This window comes from Thermococcus sp. AM4, from assembly GCF_000151205.2.
In the GTDB taxonomy this organism is placed as follows: domain Archaea; phylum Methanobacteriota_B; class Thermococci; order Thermococcales; family Thermococcaceae; genus Thermococcus.
In genome coordinates, this window is record NC_016051.1 from 1,949,966 (window position 1) to 1,966,820 (window position 16,855).

At 53.3% G+C, this 16,855-nt stretch carries 22 protein-coding genes and 1 pseudogene; 12 read left to right on the top strand and 11 right to left on the bottom strand.

Annotation, left to right across the window (positions count from 1 at the left end):
- The first annotated feature begins 12 nt into the window (after positions 1-12).
- The gene (locus tag TAM4_RS11745) at positions 13-150 is read left to right on the top strand and encodes a hypothetical protein (protein WP_014123251.1); all 138 of its coding nucleotides are present in this window, start codon (positions 13-15) and stop codon (positions 148-150) included.
- A 76-nt stretch (positions 151-226) separates the two neighbouring features.
- Here TAM4_RS11745 and cobT read toward each other — a convergent pair whose 3' ends face one another.
- Positions 227-1,228 (bottom strand): nicotinate mononucleotide-dependent phosphoribosyltransferase CobT, encoded by a 1,002-nt coding sequence (gene cobT, locus TAM4_RS10740; RefSeq protein ID WP_014123252.1) that lies wholly within the window; start codon positions 1,226-1,228, stop codon positions 227-229.
- 54 nt (positions 1,229-1,282) lie between these two features.
- Here cobT and TAM4_RS10745 point away from each other — a divergent pair, with 54 nt between their 5' ends.
- A complete protein-coding gene (locus tag TAM4_RS10745) occupies positions 1,283-2,725 on the top strand; it encodes a cobyric acid synthase (protein WP_014123253.1) in 1,443 nt (480 codons plus the stop codon).
- Positions 2,726-2,750: 25 nt separating this feature from the next.
- Here the strand turns inward: TAM4_RS10745 and TAM4_RS10750 are convergent, their stop codons facing one another.
- The 3 genes from TAM4_RS10750 to TAM4_RS10760 are packed head-to-tail and all read right to left on the bottom strand — an operon-like array spanning position 2,751 to position 5,058.
- Entirely contained in the window at positions 2,751-4,256 is a 1,506-nt protein-coding gene (locus TAM4_RS10750; RefSeq protein ID WP_014123254.1) for a DUF262 domain-containing protein, read from the bottom strand.
- Positions 4,257-4,309: 53 nt separating this feature from the next.
- A complete protein-coding gene (locus TAM4_RS10755) occupies positions 4,310-4,522 on the bottom strand; it encodes a hypothetical protein (protein ID WP_014123255.1) in 213 nt (70 codons plus the stop codon).
- On the bottom strand, positions 4,519-5,058 hold the full coding sequence (locus tag TAM4_RS10760; RefSeq protein ID WP_014123256.1) for a GTP--adenosylcobinamide-phosphate guanylyltransferase: 540 nt from the start codon (positions 5,056-5,058) through the stop codon (positions 4,519-4,521). Before TAM4_RS10760 ends, TAM4_RS10755 begins: the two co-directional genes overlap by 4 nt.
- A 142-nt stretch (positions 5,059-5,200) precedes the next feature.
- Between TAM4_RS10760 and TAM4_RS10765 the strand changes: the two genes are divergently transcribed.
- A complete protein-coding gene (locus TAM4_RS10765; RefSeq protein ID WP_237702138.1) occupies positions 5,201-6,286 on the top strand; it encodes an MJ1477/TM1410 family putative glycoside hydrolase in 1,086 nt (361 codons plus the stop codon).
- Here the strand turns inward: TAM4_RS10765 and TAM4_RS10770 are convergent.
- Genes TAM4_RS10770 through TAM4_RS10800 form a run of 7 tightly spaced genes read right to left on the bottom strand, consistent with a single transcriptional unit; the run spans position 6,267 to position 9,328 of the window.
- Positions 6,267-6,647 (bottom strand): PIN domain-containing protein, encoded by a 381-nt coding sequence (locus tag TAM4_RS10770; RefSeq protein ID WP_014123258.1) that lies wholly within the window; start codon positions 6,645-6,647, stop codon positions 6,267-6,269. The genes TAM4_RS10765 and TAM4_RS10770 overlap by 20 nt on opposite strands.
- On the bottom strand, positions 6,634-6,843 hold the full coding sequence (locus TAM4_RS10775) for a DUF2281 domain-containing protein (protein ID WP_014123259.1): 210 nt from the start codon (positions 6,841-6,843) through the stop codon (positions 6,634-6,636). Before TAM4_RS10775 ends, TAM4_RS10770 begins: the two co-directional genes overlap by 14 nt.
- Positions 6,844-6,875: 32 nt before the next feature.
- On the bottom strand, positions 6,876-7,571 hold the full coding sequence (gene cobS, locus TAM4_RS10780) for an adenosylcobinamide-GDP ribazoletransferase (protein WP_014123260.1): 696 nt from the start codon (positions 7,569-7,571) through the stop codon (positions 6,876-6,878).
- A gap of 2 nt (positions 7,572-7,573) precedes the next feature.
- Entirely contained in the window at positions 7,574-7,984 is a 411-nt protein-coding gene (gene cobZ / locus TAM4_RS10785; protein WP_014123261.1) for an alpha-ribazole phosphatase CobZ, read from the bottom strand.
- On the bottom strand, positions 7,981-8,412 hold the full coding sequence (locus TAM4_RS10790) for a PIN domain-containing protein (protein WP_014123262.1): 432 nt from the start codon (positions 8,410-8,412) through the stop codon (positions 7,981-7,983). Before TAM4_RS10790 ends, cobZ begins: the two co-directional genes overlap by 4 nt.
- The gene (locus TAM4_RS10795) at positions 8,413-8,646 is read right to left on the bottom strand and encodes a hypothetical protein (protein WP_014123263.1); all 234 of its coding nucleotides are present in this window, start codon (positions 8,644-8,646) and stop codon (positions 8,413-8,415) included. It abuts the gene before it with no gap.
- Between the two features lie 34 nt (positions 8,647-8,680).
- Positions 8,681-9,328 (bottom strand): diphthine--ammonia ligase, encoded by a 648-nt coding sequence (locus TAM4_RS10800; protein WP_014123264.1) that lies wholly within the window; start codon positions 9,326-9,328, stop codon positions 8,681-8,683.
- 42 nt (positions 9,329-9,370) lie between these two features.
- On the opposite strand from TAM4_RS10800, the gene TAM4_RS10805 reads away from it, so the two are divergent.
- The 9 genes and pseudogenes from TAM4_RS10805 to TAM4_RS10845 all read left to right on the top strand — a co-directional run bounded on the left by TAM4_RS10805 (position 9,371) and on the right by TAM4_RS10845 (position 16,854).
- Entirely contained in the window at positions 9,371-10,117 is a 747-nt protein-coding gene (locus TAM4_RS10805; protein WP_014123265.1) for a uracil-DNA glycosylase family protein, read from the top strand.
- The gene (cbiB, locus tag TAM4_RS10810) at positions 10,105-10,989 is read left to right on the top strand and encodes an adenosylcobinamide-phosphate synthase CbiB (RefSeq protein WP_014123266.1); all 885 of its coding nucleotides are present in this window, start codon (positions 10,105-10,107) and stop codon (positions 10,987-10,989) included. The genes TAM4_RS10805 and cbiB overlap by 13 nt, the downstream gene beginning before the upstream one ends.
- Positions 10,974-11,936, top strand: coding sequence for an aminotransferase class I/II-fold pyridoxal phosphate-dependent enzyme (locus TAM4_RS10815; protein WP_014123267.1), 963 nt, complete (start codon positions 10,974-10,976; stop codon positions 11,934-11,936). The genes cbiB and TAM4_RS10815 overlap by 16 nt, the downstream gene beginning before the upstream one ends.
- Before the next feature lie 184 nt (positions 11,937-12,120).
- Positions 12,121-13,224: an NADPH-dependent hydrogenase/sulfhydrogenase 1 subunit beta gene (gene hydB / locus TAM4_RS10820; protein ID WP_014123268.1), complete on the top strand. Its 1,104-nt coding sequence runs from the start codon at positions 12,121-12,123 to the stop codon at positions 13,222-13,224.
- Positions 13,221-14,105: an NADPH-dependent hydrogenase/sulfhydrogenase 1 subunit gamma gene (gene hydG / locus TAM4_RS10825; protein ID WP_014123269.1), complete on the top strand. Its 885-nt coding sequence runs from the start codon at positions 13,221-13,223 to the stop codon at positions 14,103-14,105. Before hydB ends, hydG begins: the two co-directional genes overlap by 4 nt.
- Positions 14,106-14,115: 10 nt before the next feature.
- A complete protein-coding gene (gene hydD / locus TAM4_RS10830; protein WP_014123270.1) occupies positions 14,116-14,910 on the top strand; it encodes an NADPH-dependent hydrogenase/sulfhydrogenase 1 subunit delta in 795 nt (264 codons plus the stop codon).
- Positions 14,907-16,191: pseudogene (gene hydA / locus TAM4_RS10835) on the top strand (NADPH-dependent hydrogenase/sulfhydrogenase 1 subunit alpha). The gene hydD and the pseudogene hydA overlap by 4 nt, the downstream one beginning before the upstream one ends.
- 56 nt (positions 16,192-16,247) lie before the next feature.
- On the top strand, positions 16,248-16,463 hold the full coding sequence (locus TAM4_RS10840) for a hypothetical protein (protein ID WP_014123271.1): 216 nt from the start codon (positions 16,248-16,250) through the stop codon (positions 16,461-16,463).
- On the top strand, positions 16,426-16,854 hold the full coding sequence (locus TAM4_RS10845; protein ID WP_014123272.1) for a type II toxin-antitoxin system VapC family toxin: 429 nt from the start codon (positions 16,426-16,428) through the stop codon (positions 16,852-16,854). Before TAM4_RS10840 ends, TAM4_RS10845 begins: the two co-directional genes overlap by 38 nt.
- Position 16,855: the final 1 nt, after the last annotated feature.

Consider the following 16,855-nt stretch of genomic DNA (forward strand, 5'->3'; position numbering starts at 1 on the left):
GCCGGTAAGAGAATGGAAGACGTTGAGGCTCAGGTCGAGAGGCTGTTCCTCGACGCACAGAACCTCCTGCTGAAAACACGGTTAAAGGAAATTCGAAAGGGCAGGGTAACCCTTGAGGACCTAATTCGACTAGCTGAGGAGGGACTATGAGTTTTGAGTACTGACGTTTCTAACCTTGCAAAACCGGAAAGCTGGAATAGATAAAAGCCGAACTCCCCCCGGGAGCTCACCTCATCTCCATGAGCCTTCTGTACAGCTCCTCGACCTTCGCGCTGACTTCTTCCGGCGAGAAGCCTGCCTTAACGGCCAGCCACGTCGCCCCTCCCGCTCCAACGCCTTCCTTGACGTAGCCCCTTTCGTAGTCCCTCAGGCCCTTGAACTCACTCTTCGAGAAGTCAAGGTCGGCGGCGTAGCTCACAACTCCAATTTCCTTCGCCGTCTCGAGGAAGGTTGCGCTCTTATCGTTGGCGACCCACTTGGTTGTGGCAATCATGAACCTGCTTAAATCCTCGCCGAGGGCATTGAGAAGCGCCGAAACTGCCAGCATCTGCGTCCCGCCCGCTAAAACGATATCCCTCCTAAAGCCGAGCGCGATGCCGATTACCGTCGCCATCATAGGGTCTCCAAACTGCCTGAGAGCCTCGAGGGGGTTGTCCCTCAGCTGACCCTTCTCAATTCCAGCCCTTTCGAACGCCTCGGCGATGACCTTCTCCTTCAAGCTCTGGGGATTGTCTGGTGAGGCGGAACTGGTTCTCGCCTCGTAGCCGAGCGCCCAGAGGACAGCCTGAGCGGTTGTCGTTCCCCCCGGTGTTGACTCGCCGATTACGAGTTCTTTTATTGGCGTCTTGCTCAGCTCCTCGCCGAAGAGCTTGGCGCGCTTGATTATATCGCCAAACTCGGGAAGTGCCGGCTCCTTCCTGAAGTCCCGCCCGACGGCGTCGCTGATGTGGACGTGCGGGACGAGAGGGGCTAAGTATGTTCCTCCCCTGACGACGAGAACCGGAAAGTTGGCGAGCTCCCTCGCGGCCTTGGTGATTATGGCCGGCGTTGGGTGGCCTTCGGGCGTTACGGGAATCACGTCAATCGTCAGGGGCTTCTCGTGGAAGAGGTATTCAGCGTCGGCCACCGGCGTCAGCTTTGTCAGCTCTGGCGTCGCTCCGGCAACGCTTATTCCCGGCACGGTGCTTATCTCCGTGTTGCCCAGGACGAGAAGGAAGAGGCTCTCCATTCCAACCACCGTGGAGTTTTTATCCAGTCGGTTTTATAGGCTTTGGGGTTGGAGATGGGAAAAGCGCTAATGGTCCTCGGAACGTCCTCGGGAGCAGGCAAGTCGCTCCTCGTTACGGCATTATGCAGGATTTTCTCGAACCTCGGATACGACGTCGTTCCCTTCAAGAGCCAGAACATGAGCCTGAACTCGGCCCCGAGCATCGAGGGCGGTGAGATAAGCAGGGCGCAGTATTTACAGGCGATAGCGTGCCGAAAGAAACCCAGCGTGAAGTTCAACCCGATTCTGCTTAAGCCCGAAGGAAATATGAGGAGCCAGGTCGTCTTCATGGGGAAGCCGATTGGGAGCGTTTCCGCTCGAGAATACATGCTCTCGCGGAAGGAAGAACTCTTCAGGAAGGCGATGACCGTTCTGGATGAGCTAAAGGAGAACCACGACCTCGTCATAATCGAGGGGGCCGGCAGTCCGGTCGAGATTAATCTGAAAGACTACGACATAGCCAACACGCGCGTTATGCTTCACGCAAGGGCGAAGGGAATCCTCGTTACCGACATAGACCGGGGAGGGAGCTTCGCGAGCATAGTCGGCACGATGGGGCTTCTGAAACCTGAGGAGAGGGAAACAATAATCGGCTTCGTCTTCAACAAGTTTCGGGGAGATAAGTCCCTCCTAAAGCCGGGCTTTGATTACCTTGAGAAGCACTACGGGAAGCCGACACTCGGCGTTATCCCCTACGTCGAGCACCGCCTTCCTGAGGAGGACTCCCTGACGGAGTTCCCAAAGGTGAGGGGCGAGCTTCACATTCAGATAATCAAGCTCCCCCACATGAGCAACTTTACTGACTTCGAGCCCCTGCACTGGGCGAACGGCGTTGACTACGTAACGAAGCCCGAAGAGCTCAAGGGAGACGTAATAATAATCCCCGGGAGCAAGAACACTGTCGAGGATTTGCTCTGGTTGAGGAGAGAGGGCTTTGAGGATGCGATAATCGAGGCCCACCGCGAGGGAGCGTTCATCGTCGGAATCTGCGGTGGCTTCCAGATGCTTGGGGAAAAGATTATAGACACCGTCGAGTCCAAGCGTGGAACCGTTAGGGGAATCGGACTTCTTCCAGCCAAGACCGTCTTCGAGAAAACCAAGAGGACGAACCACCTGAATGCCGAGGTTCTCTGGGGACCTGCTAAAGGAATGGCCGTCGAGGGCTACGAGATACGCTTCGGAAGAAGCGTCTCGGAGAGGCCGTTCTCGGTGATTAGGGCAATCAACGGCGTCAGAGCCTTCGAGCCGGAGGGGGCAATAGGTGAGAGGTCCTTCGGGACTTACCTGCACGGAATATTCCACAACTTCGCCTTCACGGAGCGCTTCCTCAACTTCCTGAGGGCGGAGAAGGGCCTTGAGCCTGTCTCGATTGAACGCTGGAGCATCGAGGAGGATATAGAGAGGTTTGCAAAGGTTGTTGAGGAGAACCTCGATGTCGAGAGGATCATACCTCTTTAGATTGATTAAAACTTATAAATTAAACTTATAATAATTCTTCTATCACCTTATCTTTATTTCTCCTATTGCATTTTCTATGTGCAAGTACTACATTAAATATCGAACTAGTTCTTGTTTTTTTGTAAGGTACAATGTGGGCAAGATCACAAGTATTAAGTTGTTTTATTTCCGCTTTGCAATAGGGACAATAGGGATTACCAGATTTTGCTTCTTTGAATTTATCCCACAGTAACTGTTTAAGTTCTGAAGGGGATCTTTCATAAAATGTTTTACTTATGTCATTAGATAGATCCAAAACTAATTCTCTTGCAACTTTGAGTGCTATTTCGAAATCTCCAAGGGTTCTAGATGAAATTTTATCAAGATCCGTTAATGCACGAACAATTATTTCATGTTTAAACTCTTCCACTCTATTACCATAAATAAGTTCTTCATTATTATCCATTGCGAGTTTAATGGCCAATACTTCAAAAACAAATATCAATGGTGAATACTGTTTGTAATTGAATGTTAGAGCTGCACATTTAACATTTCCTCTGCAGTCTCTACCAACTTTGGGTTTTCTAAAAGCATCTTCTCCAAACATTTCATATGCCCTCTCTATGGTTTCAGAAATTTGCTCTTTGAATGTATTAATCATATTTTTAGCTTCTGAGGGGGTTCTCCTAAGAAACTGTGCGCGATCTTTAAGAATCCACTCAATAACATCATTAATTTTATTTGTATTGCTAGGCTCAAAATCTGTTCTTACTTTAAATCCGTTAAGAAAGTATTCAATTAGTATCAATGCTTTTTCTATCCTAATATATTGCTCATAATTAAGTTCTGCTTCATCGGGCAATATCGGGAAGTTTTCATCGATTATAGATTCGATGGCATCTAGATACTCCTTTGCATCTTTGTAATGAAGTGCACGAATCATATCAAACTCATTGAGCCTCATCGATCCTCTATTTATCCGAATAAAGATATCAGATATGAGATTTTTAATTGTATCAATATCGTCTCTTGTACCTCTAAATTTTATTGTAGTAACAGGAATTGGTTTGTCCAATATCCAATTTCTCAAATGGTTATGATTGTTTTTACTAAATGCTTTTCGTACATCCTCCTCACGTAATTCTAGCCCAGTATCTTTAACTAACTGCTTTACTATATCTGGCGTTAATCTTGGAGATCCTAATCTTTTATTAACCACTGGATCATCAATTTTCCCGTTTTTTATAAACCATAGTATAGTTTTTAATCTCTGCTGTCCATCTAATACATAATATTCGTCTCCAATTTGGAATAAAAATAGGGGAGGTAAAGGATAGTTTTGGATTAGTGACATCAAAAAAAGTAATCCTCTATTTCTATCCCAAACAAAACCTCTTTGAATCTTAGGAATAATGAGCTTTCCATTGTCATATTTCTGAACCAGCTCATGGACGGTTAAGTTAACATTATCAACATCAACGATACTATCAATTTCAAGGCGACTAAATACTATTGTCGGATTATCAAAATTGAAATCTCTCCTTCTTGCCATCTCGGTTCCCCAATTCTTAGTTGTTTTCATGCTTAAAAAACTTCTGGTTAGACTTAGAAATAATCCTCCGGCTCCTCAAGTTCCTTCGGCGGGTGTCTCCTCGCCCACCAGAGCTTCAGGCGAATGTAGATGTAGAACCCGAGGAAGACCACTAGGCCGACCGCGATTAAAACCACCGCGAAGAGCAGGAAGCCGAAGAGGAACAGTCCGGCGAGTATCAGGAATAGGACGAACGCCACCGCCCCTTTAACCTCGCTCCCCCTCATCTTCCCACCAGCATCGCTATCCTCTCAGCGAGCTTTAACTCTTCCAGCGTGTTGACGTTCAAAGCGAGCAACGGGTTACTCAGCTCGAAGAACCGCTCGCCCTCGGTTCCAACGGCGTTAAGGCCAACTATCACGTAGCCCCTGTAAACGACGGGCTTCAAATCCTTCGGAACCAGCTTTAGCGGTAGAACTCCCGTCAGGCTCGTTTTCCCGTCAAAGGCCTCCGAAATCCCCGCTATGTCGCTCGCCTTAACGAAGGGCAAATCTGCGGAGACGCTGATGAACGGCCCGAACTCGCGGAGGAGCCACTTAACGTCCTCAACGTAGCCCCTTCCCGGCGTCTCGACGAAGGGAATCCCTTTGCGGAGGCACAGCTCCCTCGTCTTTGGCGCATTTTTTGAGAGGGCAACGACCGTCTCACCGACCTTTTCGGCCTCGCTATAAACGCGGAGTAGCATCGGCACTCCGCCGACCTTCAGAACGGGCTTTTCCCGCCCCATTCTGCTCGAGCGCCCGCCGGCCATGATGATTATCATATCTCAACATTCGGACAAGCGTTAAAAGACCTTGCGCCCAAGATTGGACATGCGCTACATAGCCATCTTTGTCCTGCTCGTGTTCCTCTCCGCCTGCATCTCCCCCGGAAGCGATACTCAACCTCACCCTACGACTCCTGCCATGACTCAAAATATTACACCAGACGAACACTCCACGACCCCTGCCTTGGAGAGCACTTCAACGGTTCCCGGAACCGAGCGGGCTGAAAATTTCACCTCAACTTCCTCAAGCCCAAATATCGGTGCGAACACTTCGTCTCCGGGCGGTTCATGGGGCAAAACCCGGAACGAGACATCTAATCCGAGTTCAACGGGATATCCGAACCTGCCAGGTAGTTCCGAAAACCTCTCGCTTTCCTCCGTGAGGAGCTGGGCCTACTGGCTCCAGAACGCGAGTCCGGAGGTTATAGCCGAGAGCGGGTTTGATCTGGTCGTGATGGACTACTCGCGGGACGGGAGCGACGAGACGGCCTATACAAGGGAGGAGATAGAGGGGATTAAACGGGCCGGCGTGATTCCGATTGCCTACATCAGCATTGGCGAGGCCGAGGACTACCGCTTTTACTGGAACGAGAGCTGGAAGGAGAACCCTCCGGCGTGGCTCGGCCCGGAGAACCCAGACTGGGAGGGCAACTACGCCGTCAGGTACTGGGACGGGGAATGGAAGGAAATCGTCTTCCGCTACCTCGACAGAATAATCGCCCAGGGCTTTGCAGGGGTTTACCTCGACAAGGTCGATGAGTACTGGTTCTGGGCGGAGCGGGGGTACAATGAGAGCTGGACGGCGGAGCAGATGATTGAATTCATTCTCGAAATCGCCAACTACACGCGCTCCAAAGCCGGACGGGATTTCATAATAATCCCCCAGAACGGTGAGTATCTGCTTGAATACGACAACGGGACACTCCTTGCCACCGTTTCAGGCTGGGCAAGCGAGGACGTCTTCTACGACGGTCTTGAGCCGAGTCCATGGACGGCCGAGAAGGTTCCCATCCTCGAAAAGGTCGTCAACGCTGGAAAGCCCGTCTTCGTGGTTGATTACGTCGATGACGGCACGGGAAGTCAGGAAAACCTCGCTAGAATCCTCGACTTCATAGAGAAGGCCAGAAGAGCTGGATTTATCCCATACGCAACCTTTGAGGACAGGGAACTGGACAGTCTCGACGTGATTCCGGGGATTCAGCCTCCTACAGAAAAACAACCTTAACCGAGTAGGGAGCCTTTCTGAAGTCTTCGTCCATGGTTACGATTGTTAGACCATGAGTCGTTGCGACTGCGCACTGGTAAGCATCATCGAAGTCGAGTCCATACTTTTCGTAAAATTCAACAACGCGGGGATAGTCGAGAGTTGGAAGCGTTACAACTTCGATATTGGGCAGTGTGTCGTTGATGAACTCCAAAAATAACTCTGGCCTCTTGAGCCTGAAAAGAATCACTCCAATGGAATGAAGCGTGAAATCGCTCATTGCAAGGTCTCCAACGTGCGAACTCAAAAACCGCTTTGCAACCTCGGATTTTTCCTGACCCAACAGGATTTCAAGGAAAACGTTGGTGTCAATCAGGTACATCGCTCCGCCACTCCAAGGCCCTGTGCTGAAGCTCCACTGAGGTCATTTTAACGTCCTTCAGCTTCCCCGCCCAGGTAAAGCTAAACCCCTTTCTTTTCCTTGCCCCGTACTTTGCGAGCAGGAACTCGGCGTAATCCAACAGCTCTTTTCTCGCCTCTGGGGGGAGTTTTGTGAATATCCTCTCTATGTCCTCCATTCTCCCACCGTTCAACCTTTAGTGTCTTTCCTTTAAATCACTTGCCAAACCACCGCCATGCCTAAAAGCGTTCCGGCCCTCGTTATCTCAGCAACCGCTCCGATGCAGTCCCCGTTCAGCCCGCCGAAGTTTTTTAGCGAGAGGTGAATGGTGTATGCTCCAGCAAGGAGGCCGAAGAGAGACGCGAGAGAGCGGGGTTCGAGGTAAGCAAATGGCAAGAGCAGGAGGAGGTAGAGGGCCGTTCCGATGGCCAGTTGCCTTCCGTTCATGCCTTCCATGAAGTACGCTCCAAGGCCCTGGCCGAGGGGCTTCTTCGTTGCGAGGGCGAGGAGCATGGCGAACTTGGAGTTCAGCTCGGCCAGGTAGAGGGCGTAGAACGGGAGGAAGGGAAGGGAGTAAACCTGTAGGAAGAGAACCATAACGACGGCAAAAACCCCGGCTATGCCCGTGTTTAAGTCCTTCATCGCCTTAACCTTCCTCTCGCGGTCGCCCTTGACCATAACTCCGTCAGCCCAGTCTGCCAGACCGTCGAGGTGGAGGAGGCCTATCGTGAGGTAGAGTGCGAGGAGGGCGAGAACGTTGCTCAGAGGAAGTCCCAGGTAAAGGACGAGCGTCGCCAGGGCCGAAGTTACCGGTGCGAGAATGGGAAGTGCCCAGAGCTCATTTCTAACCCTCTCGAAGTCGCCTTTGACCGGAATCCGCGTGAAGAAGGGTAAGAGATTCCGCACCGCTACACCCCCTCGAACAGCCTCGTCATACAGCCCGCTATAAAGCCCCCTATCGCATCGTCGAGGAAGGGCGGAAGCTCGGCTAAAATACCGGGCTTTCTGGTGTCGTAGTAGAAGAAGTTGAAGAGCGCCATCTTCCCGCCTATGAGCTCGGCGATGTTCATGCCGATGAGTTCATCGGCCACAAGGTTCACGGGGTCGCCCTCAACCTTGAAGTTTTCCTCCAGCAGGAGAGCCGAAAAGAGCAGAGCTTGAACGTTGATGTCGCCCAGATACCTCAGCATCAGCTCTCTCAGCCTTTCTCGAACTTTCTCGCGCTCGTCGCCGATGTAGAGCTCTAACGCGGTATTGAGCATCTTTTCGAGCGTTACCCCTTTGGATTCAAGCTTAGAGAGGAGTTCTTCGGGGGTCATATTGAGCCACCCATGAGCTTTAACAGCTCTGATGGGGAATAGACGACGATTCTATCTTTGATTGCGTTTTTCAACTTTAAATCACCCGTAACAAGAGGGAGACTCAGGGCGAGTGCAAGGGCAACGTAAGGGACGTCTTTTGGGTCGGGAGACAGGGAAAGGGCCTCTTCTATGCCTGTCTTAATCACGTGCTCCGGCATCGTTATCGTCTGGGACTTGATAACCGCGAGAACGAATTCGAAGTCCTCCTCTGTTAGGCGGGTTAATCTGGCGAGGCGGTCTTTTTTTCTTTCGACTTCTTCCCAGAAGTATCCTGGAACTAAAAATTCAACGTCCCTCGTCACGTGGTTCAGCATGAAAAGTTTGTAGGCAACACCTCTGTTGTAGAGAGCCGAAAAAACGACGTTGTAGTCCAGCACCACTTCCATTCAGACCACTCCGTAGCGTCTGGCTATCTCCCTCGCAATCTCGTCTTCAAGCGCCTTGGCCTCTTCTTCGTCCTCTATCTTGATGCTCCTCACGATTTCCTCGAACCGCTTTGCCTCTTCAACCCTCTTCTGGAGCTCCCGCGCAACGTCCACGACAAGCCTTCTCTCCAGGGCCTTTCTCATCTCTTCACTCCAACCCTCCGGGACGGTTATCCTGAGCACTATCTCACCCATTCTATCACCCACAATATTTTAGCCCCGCCCATATTTACCTTTTCTCCTTTCTTAGCTCGAACCTAACCCAGTGATATCTCTCGCTCTCCTCGGTCGAGAGGATTTCAAGGACGAAGCGTCCCTCGAAGAGAGGAGATGCTAAAACAACGGTGTGGAACTCCGCGAACTCGCCGACCGGGTCAACGCCGGGATTCCTCTCGAGGAAAAGCTCCAGGTCGGCGACCGAGCGGAAGGTGTAGCCGAGCCACTCTTTGCCGAGCTTTTCACGGTTCACGGCTGTTATCGCGTACTCGAAGCCGGTATTCAGGATTTCCTCGGCGAGCTCCTTAGTGTTTCGTCCCCAGAGCGGTTCGAGGGGTTTGACTCCAGCCTCTTCAGCGAGGCGCTCAATCCACCCCAGGTGGTCCTCAAGCAGAACGTCGCCCGCTATCAGGTAGTCAACGTCCAGCGAAGCTATAAATTCCGCCAGTGCCTGGCTTCCCCGGTTCATGTCGAAGGTTAGCAGTTCCTTCCCCATCGCATCGGCGAGCGTTTTGAGGGCTGAGAAGTTCTCCCAGTGGGGCGAGAGTCCTATGGTCGTTTTGAGCGCGAGAAGGTAGGGGACCTCGATTCCGTTTCTTTCAGCAAGGTGAACCGCATAGAGGCCGTCCTTGCCACCTGAGAAAAAGGCGACTCCCTTCATCCAACCACCAAGCCTATAAAGGGTTTGGAGCTTTTATCCATTATGCTGATTCGAATTGGTGAGCTTCGGAGGGTCGGCGACGTCTACGTTAACCCGGGAAACCTTCTGGCCAGGCCACTTTCGCTGAAAACCTGGCGCGATTTCCTGAGTCTGGATGAGAAAACCTACGGAACCTACGCCCGGACGATTTACAACCCTAAGGAAAGGTTTTTGGTGACCGATGAGTCCTCTGAGGCCCGGGCGATAGAGCTTTCTGCCCTATACTGCTCCCTTCTGACGGACCCCGAGTACTTCTGTGGTAGAGAGAACCTGCGCTACCAGCTCCAGGTCGGCGAGTTCGATGGACTGCCCTTTGCCAACGGCTGGACGGGTTCCAGGGTCGTCCTCGTGGGCGAAGCGCCGGGAAGGAGAGGTTGCGGAAAAACCGGCGTGTGCTTCTACCGCGACGCCTCCGGAAGCTTACTCAGGAAGGTTCTCTTTCACCTCGGCATCAACCCGGACTTCGTTTACATAACCAACGTCGTGAAGTGCAACCCTCCGAGCAACAGGCTGTCCCGCGTTCCAGAAGGCGCCTACGAGCTCCTCGCGAGGGAACTCGAAATCCTCGAGCCGGAAGCCGTCTTTGCCCTCGGCAGAACCGCCGAAAGGGCCTTGAGGGAGCTCGGCTTTGAGGTGGAGTACCTGAGACATCCGGCCTGGTACGTGCGTCGCGGAGTCCGCGAGCCGAATGATGAGATGCTCGCCGAGTACGCTAAAATCAGGGAGGCCTTCGGGGGATGGACGCCCTAATCGTTTTTCTCCTCGCGCTCCTCTGGGACCTCCTCCTCGGGGAACCACTGGTTAAGCTCCACCCCGTGGTCTGGTTCGGAAGCATAGCTGGCTTTCTCGACGGGAAGTGGAAAAGAAAAGGCCCCCTTCCAGATTTTCTCGCAGGGATCCTAACGGCCCTCACCGTCATTGCCTTCGCTTTGGTCCTCTCGCTCATTCCCAGTTACCTCCCCTTCCCGCTGGACTACGCCCTCGCGGTTTACCTCCTGAAAAGCTCCTTCGCGGTTAGGAGCCTCCACGAGCACATAGCAAGAACGATAACCGAGGACATCGAAGCAAAGAGAAGGGCCGTCTCGATGATAGTGAGCAGGGACGTTAAAAATCTGGACGAGGCCCATCTCAACTCCGCCTCGATAGAGAGCCTCGCCGAGAACCTCAACGACTCCGTAATCGCTTCGCTGTTCTACTTTCTCCTCTTCGGCCTCCCCGGTGCTCTGCTCTACCGCGCGGTGAACACGCTCGATGCCATGCTCGGCTACTGGAGCGAGCGCTACGAGTTCTTCGGCAAGTTTTCAGCGAGGCTGGACGATGTCCTTAACTTCGTTCCCGCTCGCTTGACCGTTCTCCTATACCTCCCGCTCGGAGGAAGGAGGGTTCTCAGGCACTACCGCCTTGCAAAGTTCAAGATAAACTCCGACAAGCCGATGTCGGCCATGAGCGCCGTTCTCGGAGTCTGGCTCGAGAAGCCCGGCGTTTACCGCTTCCCGGGGAGGGAGCCGAAAAACGAGGACATAAAACGGGCCCTAAAGGTTTACTGGTTCGTCGTTGCCGAATGGATTGGAATCGTCCTTCTACTCCTCGCAACGGGGGTGTGTCCATGCTTGAGCCCGTGAAGTTCTCGACCTATCATGGAGGCGCGAGGGAGGAAGGCTTGCTCGACTTCTCGGCGTCGCTCAATCCATACCCGCCGGAGTGGCTCGACGAAATGTTCAAACGCGCGAGAGAAATCAGCAACCGCTACCCCTACTACGAGAGGTTTGAGGAAGAGCTGGAAGGGCTTGTTGGCGAGCCTCTAACCGTAACGGCCGGCATCACTGAGGCGCTCTATTTGCTCGGAATCCTCGCGCTCCGCGGGCGGAGAGTTGTTATTCCGCGCCACACCTACGGCGAGTACGAGAGAACAGCGAGAATTTTTGGAGCGAGAGTCGTCAAAGGCCCGAACGAACCAGGGAAGCTTGCCGAACTCGTTGAGAGAGGCTCGGTCGTCTTCTTCTGCAACCCCAACAACCCGGACGGAAAGTTCTACCGCGTTAGGGAGCTCAAGCCACTCCTCGATACTGTGGAAGACAGAGGGGCGCTCCTCGTTCTGGATGAAGCGTTCATAGACTTCGTGAAAAAGCCGGAGAGTCCAGAGGGAGAGAACATTGTAAAGCTCAGGACCTTCACCAAGAGCTACGGTTTGCCGGGAATAAGGGTCGGCTACGTCCTCGGTTTTGAAGAGGCGTTCAGGAGCGTTAGGATGCCCTGGAGCATAGGCTCGACAGGGGTGGCTTTCCTCGAATTCCTCATTGAAGACAGCTTCGGGCACCTCAGGAAGACGATGCCCCTAATCTGGCGCGAGAAGGAGAGGATTGAAAGGGAGTTAGACGTTAAAAGCGATGCAAACTTCTTCATCAAGCGCGTTGGGAACGCTGAGGAGTTTGTTGAGGCCATGAAGAAGCGCGGAATCCTCGTGCGGAGCTGTGCTAGCTTTGGACTGCCGGAGTACGTGCGCTTTTCGGTGAGGAAGCCGGAGGAGAACAAAACGCTCGTCCGGGCCTTTAAATCCGTCGAGGTGTAGGGGTTGCTCTCTCTGTCTCCTTCGAATATTTTTGTTTGCTTTCCTCGAATTAGCTAAACAAACGATGTAAACCTTTGGTTTAGAATTCTCGGGTTTAAAAACGCTTTTTTAGGCTCCGGGTAAGTCCCTATTGAGGGAACAAAAATGGTCGTGTGTACCTTTATGTTCATCGGAGGTGGTGGGGTTGAGATACGTTAAACTGCCAAGGGAAAACACCTACGCCTTCCTTGAAAGGCTCAAGGAGTGGGGCAAGCTCTACGCCCCGGTCAAGATATCGGAGAAGTTCTACGACTTCCGCGAAGTTGACGACGTCAGGAAGGTGGAGTTCCACTACAACAGGACGATAATGCCCCCGAAGAAGTTCTTCTTCAGGCCAAGGGAGAAGCTCTTCGAGTTCGACCTCAGCAAGCCGGAGTACAGGGAGACCATTGAGGACGTTGAGCCCTTCGTGCTCTTCGGCGTTCACGCCTGCGACATCTTCGGTCTCAAGATACTCGACACCGTTTACCTCGACGAGCTCCCCGACAAGTACTACAAGGTTCGCAGGGAGAAGGGAATCATAATAGGAATCAGCTGTATGCCCGACGAGTACTGCTTCTGCAACCTCCGCGAGACTGACTTCGCCGATGACGGCTTCGACCTGTTCTTCCACGAGCTCCCCGACGGCTGGCTGGTCAGGGTTGGCTCGCCCAAGGGACACAGGATAGTTGACAAGAACATCAAGCTCTTCGAGGAGGTAACCACTGAGGACATCTGCGCCTTCAGGGAGTTCGAGAGGAAGAGGAGTCAAGCGTTTAAGTACCACGAGGACTGGGGAGACCTGCGCTACCTGCTCGAGCTTGAGATGCAGCACCCGATGTGGGAGGAGGAGAGCGAGAAGTGTCTCGCCTGCGGAATCTGCAACACGACCTGCCCGACCTGCCGTTGCTATGAGGTTCAAGATATCGTAAACCTTGACGGCGTAACCGGCTACCGCGAGAGGCGCTGGGATTCCTGCCAGTTCAGGAGCCACGGCCTCGTTGCCGGAGGCCACAACTTCAGACCCACCAAAAAGGACCGCTTTATGAACCGTTACCTCTGTAAGAACTCCTACAATGAGAAGCTCGGGTTAAGCTTCTGCGTCGGTTGCGGTCGCTGTACCGCCTTCTGCCCGGCAGGCATAAGCTTCGTTCGCAACCTGCGCGTTATCCTCGGCCTTGAGGAGCGCTCCTGCCCGGCCAAGATAGCCGAGGAGATACCGAAGAAGGGCTTCGCCTACGCCGAAAACATAAGGGGTGAGGACGTATGAGCGAGGTCGTTCCCAAGGAGATTATGATGCCCGACGATAACCCCTACGCCCTCCACAGGGTTAAGGTCCTCAGGGTTTACAAGCTCACCGAGAAGGAGAAGCTCTTCCTCTTCCGCTTCGAGGACCCCGAGATAGCCGAGACCTGGACGTTCAAGCCCGGCCAGTTCGTCCAGCTCACGATTCCGGGAGTTGGAGAGGTTCCAATAAGCATCTGCTCCTCGCCGATGAGGAGGGGCTTCTTCGAACTGTGCATCAGGAAGGCTGGAAGGGTCACCACCGTCGTCCACAGGCTCCAGCCCGGCGATACAGTTCTCGTCCGTGGGCCGTACGGCAACGGCTTCCCGGTCGATGACTGGGAGGGCATGGACCTGCTCCTCATAGCGGCGGGTCTCGGAACGGCACCGCTGAGGAGCGTCTTCCTCTACGCGATGGACAACCGCTGGAAGTACGGCAACATAACCTTCATCAACACCGCCCGCTACGGAAAGGACCTGCTCTTCTACAAGGAGCTGGAGGCCATGAAGGACCTCGCCGAGGCTGAGAACGTCAAGATAATCCAGAGCGTAACCAGAGACCCCGACTGGCCAGGAAGGCACGGAAGGCCCCAGAAGTTCATAGTCGAGGCCAACACCAACCCGAAGAAGACGGCAGTGGCTATCTGCGGTCCGCCGAGGATGTACAAGTCGGTCTTCGAGTCGCTCATCAACTACGGGTACAGGCCGGAGAACATCTACGTGACGCTGGAGAGGAAGATGAAGTGCGGAATAGGAAAATGTGGCCACTGCGTTGCCGGAACGAGCACGAGCTGGAAGTACATCTGCAAAGATGGCCCGGTCTTTGGCTACTTCGACATAATATCAACGCCCGGCCTGCTGGACTGAGGTGGTGGCGATGGAGGAGAAGAAAGTCAGGATTGGGTTTTACGCTCTAACGAGCTGTTACGGCTGTCAGCTCCAGCTGGCGATGATGGACGAACTGCTCAAGCTCCTTCCCAGGGCCGAGATAGTCTGCTGGTACATGCTCGACAGGAACAGCGTCGAGGATGAGCCCGTCGATATCGCGTTCATCGAGGGTAGCGTCTCGACGGAGGAAGAGGTTGAGCTCGTCAAGAAAATCCGCGAGAACGCGAAGATTGTGGTGGCTGTCGGTTCCTGTGCCGTTCAGGGCGGAGTTCAGAGCTGGGAGAAGGACAAACCCCTCGAAGAGCTCTGGAAGACAGTCTACGGCGACGGAAAGGTCAAGTTCCAGCCCAAGATGGCCGAACCCGTCTCGAAGTACATCAAGGTAGACTACAACATCTACGGCTGTCCGCCGGAGAAGAAGGACTTCCTCTACGCCCTTGGAACGTTCCTCGTCGGCTCGTGGCCAGAAGATATAGACTACCCGGTCTGCCTTGAGTGCAGGCTGAAGGGCAACCCGTGCGTACTCCTTGAGAGGGGCGAGCCCTGCCTCGGCCCGATAACGAGGGCCGGCTGTGACGCGAGGTGTCCGGGCTTTGGAATAGCGTGCATCGGTTGCAGAGGTGCGATAGGCTACGACGTTGCCTGGTTCGACTCCCTCGCGAGGGTCTTCAAGGAGAAGGGCCTGACCAAGGAGGAAATCCTCGAGAGGATGAAGATTTTCAACGCCCACAACGAGAAGCTTGAGGAGATGGTTGAGAAAATCTTCGGAGGGGAGAGCGGATGAAGAACGTTTACCTGCCAATCACCGTTGACCACATAGCAAGGGTAGAGGGCAAGGGTGGCGTCGAGATAGTCATCGGCGACGATGGGGTTAAGGAGGTCAAGCTCAACATCATAGAGGGGCCGCGCTTTTTCGAGGCCATAACCCTCGGCAAGAAGCTCGACGAGGCTCTCGCAGTTTACCCGAGGATATGCTCCTTCTGTTCAGCGGCGCACAAGCTCACCGCCGTGGAGGCGGCCGAGAAGGCGGTAAACTTTGAGCCGCGCGAGGAGATTCAGGCCCTGAGGGAGGTCCTCTACATCGGCGACATGATTGAGAGCCACGCTTTGCATCTCTACCTACTCGTCCTGCCGGACTACCTCGGTTACTCCGGACCGCTCCACATGGTTGATAAGTACAAAGGAGATAGGCATAGCGCTCGACCTCAAGAACCTTGGAAGCTGGATGATGGACGAGCTTGGCGCGCGGGCCATACACCAGGAGAACGTCGTTCTCGGAGGCTTTGGAAAGCTCCCAAGCAGGGAAATCCTCGAGAAGATGAAGGATAAACTTAAGGAGGCCCTTCCGAAGGCCGAATACACCTTCGAGCTGTTCGCCAAGCTTGAGCAGTACGAGGAGGTTGAGGGGCCGATAACGCACCTCGCCGTGAAGCCGAGGAACGACGTCTACGGAATCTACGGCGACTACATAAAGGCCAGCGACGGAAACGAGTTCCCGAGCGAGAGTTATAGGGAGCACATAAAGGAGTTCGTAGTTGAGCACAGCTTCGCCAAGCACTCCCACTACCACGGAAAGCCCTTCATGGTCGGTGCCATCTCGCGCGTCGTCAACAACTGGAAGCTCCTCTACGGCAGGGCCAGGGAGCTTTACGATGCTCATAAGGAGCTTCTCCGCCCAACGAACCCCTTCGCCAACAACCTGGCTCAGGCCCTTGAGCTCGTCTACTTCATCGAGCGCGGAATCGATTTGCTTGACGAGGCCCTCGCGAAGTGGCCGATAAGGCCGAGGGACGAGGTAGCGGTGAAAGACGGCTTCGGCGTCAGCACGACCGAGGCACCGCGCGGCGTTTTAGTGTACGCGCTCGAAGTAAAGGGCGGAAAGGTCGCCTACGCCGACATCATAACGCCAACGGCCTTCAACCTCGCCATGATGGAGGAGCACGTCAGGATGATGGCCGAGAAGCACTACAACGACGACCCCGAGAGGATTAAGTTCCTCACCGAGATGGTGGTAAGGGCTTACGACCCATGCATCTCCTGTTCCGTGCACGTCGCGAAGCTCTGAGCTCTTCTCAAATTTTTTTAAGGTATTTACCGAAACTACGTATAGGTGAAGGGGTAGTGGGAAAGATAACCATTCAGGTTGAAGTCCCTGATGAGTACGCAGAGACGTTTAGAAAAGAAGTGGAAGAAATCGCCCGCTTCTTAAGGAATAAAAAACGGCTTATGAAGAACATGAAAAAGCTTGAAGGGATTTTAAAGACAGACAAAACGTGGAAAGAGCTAAAGGAGGAGTATTATGAGGCACACGTTGGTAGATACCTCCGTTCTGGTTGAGTACCTGAAAGGCAACAAGAGAGCCGTTTCGTTAATATCCAACCTCCTTCAGAGTGGCGCTATCCTCTATATTAATCCGATAATCTTCAGCGAAGTTGTTTACGTTGCGATGGGTTTCCTGTCAGGTAGGGCACCCAGAACGATTAAAGGAAACCCCGAAAGGCTCCCAGATGGCCTCGATACGGTATTTATGATTCTCTCTGATTACGCGTTCATGGAAATTACCAGAGAAAGCATTACTATTGCCAAAAGGTTGATTAAGGAGTACGCCATGCTCCCGAACGATGCACTAATCCTCGCGACATACATCGAGCACGGCTTTGCCTTAGCTACGCTCGACGAGGACTTCTTCGAACCGGCAAAGAAAGAAAAAGTTGAGCTGATTTCCTGAA

Coding starts and splice junctions, on each gene's coding strand:
- TAM4_RS10805 (WP_014123265.1), top strand. CDS start 9,371: ATGCTGATTCGAATTGGTGAGCTTCGGAGGGTCGGCGACGTCTACGTT.
- TAM4_RS10790 (WP_014123262.1), bottom strand. CDS start 8,412: ATGGAAGTGGTGCTGGACTACAACGTCGTTTTTTCGGCTCTCTACAAC.
- hydG (WP_014123269.1), top strand. CDS start 13,221: ATGAGCGAGGTCGTTCCCAAGGAGATTATGATGCCCGACGATAACCCC.
- TAM4_RS10745 (WP_014123253.1), top strand. CDS start 1,283: ATGGGAAAAGCGCTAATGGTCCTCGGAACGTCCTCGGGAGCAGGCAAG.
- TAM4_RS10760 (WP_014123256.1), bottom strand. CDS start 5,058: ATGATAATCATCATGGCCGGCGGGCGCTCGAGCAGAATGGGGCGGGAA.
- TAM4_RS10775 (WP_014123259.1), bottom strand. CDS start 6,843: ATGGAGGACATAGAGAGGATATTCACAAAACTCCCCCCAGAGGCGAGA.
- TAM4_RS11745 (WP_014123251.1), top strand. CDS start 13: ATGGAAGACGTTGAGGCTCAGGTCGAGAGGCTGTTCCTCGACGCACAG.
- TAM4_RS10750 (WP_014123254.1), bottom strand. CDS start 4,256: ATGGCAAGAAGGAGAGATTTCAATTTTGATAATCCGACAATAGTATTT.
- hydD (WP_014123270.1), top strand. CDS start 14,116: ATGGAGGAGAAGAAAGTCAGGATTGGGTTTTACGCTCTAACGAGCTGT.
- cobZ (WP_014123261.1), bottom strand. CDS start 7,984: ATGACCCCCGAAGAACTCCTCTCTAAGCTTGAATCCAAAGGGGTAACG.
- cbiB (WP_014123266.1), top strand. CDS start 10,105: ATGGACGCCCTAATCGTTTTTCTCCTCGCGCTCCTCTGGGACCTCCTC.
- TAM4_RS10815 (WP_014123267.1), top strand. CDS start 10,974: ATGCTTGAGCCCGTGAAGTTCTCGACCTATCATGGAGGCGCGAGGGAG.
- TAM4_RS10795 (WP_014123263.1), bottom strand. CDS start 8,646: ATGGGTGAGATAGTGCTCAGGATAACCGTCCCGGAGGGTTGGAGTGAA.
- TAM4_RS10800 (WP_014123264.1), bottom strand. CDS start 9,328: ATGAAGGGAGTCGCCTTTTTCTCAGGTGGCAAGGACGGCCTCTATGCG.
- TAM4_RS10755 (WP_014123255.1), bottom strand. CDS start 4,522: ATGAGGGGGAGCGAGGTTAAAGGGGCGGTGGCGTTCGTCCTATTCCTG.
- cobT (WP_014123252.1), bottom strand. CDS start 1,228: ATGGAGAGCCTCTTCCTTCTCGTCCTGGGCAACACGGAGATAAGCACC.
- TAM4_RS10765 (WP_237702138.1), top strand. CDS start 5,201: ATGACTCAAAATATTACACCAGACGAACACTCCACGACCCCTGCCTTG.
- TAM4_RS10770 (WP_014123258.1), bottom strand. CDS start 6,647: ATGTACCTGATTGACACCAACGTTTTCCTTGAAATCCTGTTGGGTCAG.
- TAM4_RS10845 (WP_014123272.1), top strand. CDS start 16,426: ATGAGGCACACGTTGGTAGATACCTCCGTTCTGGTTGAGTACCTGAAA.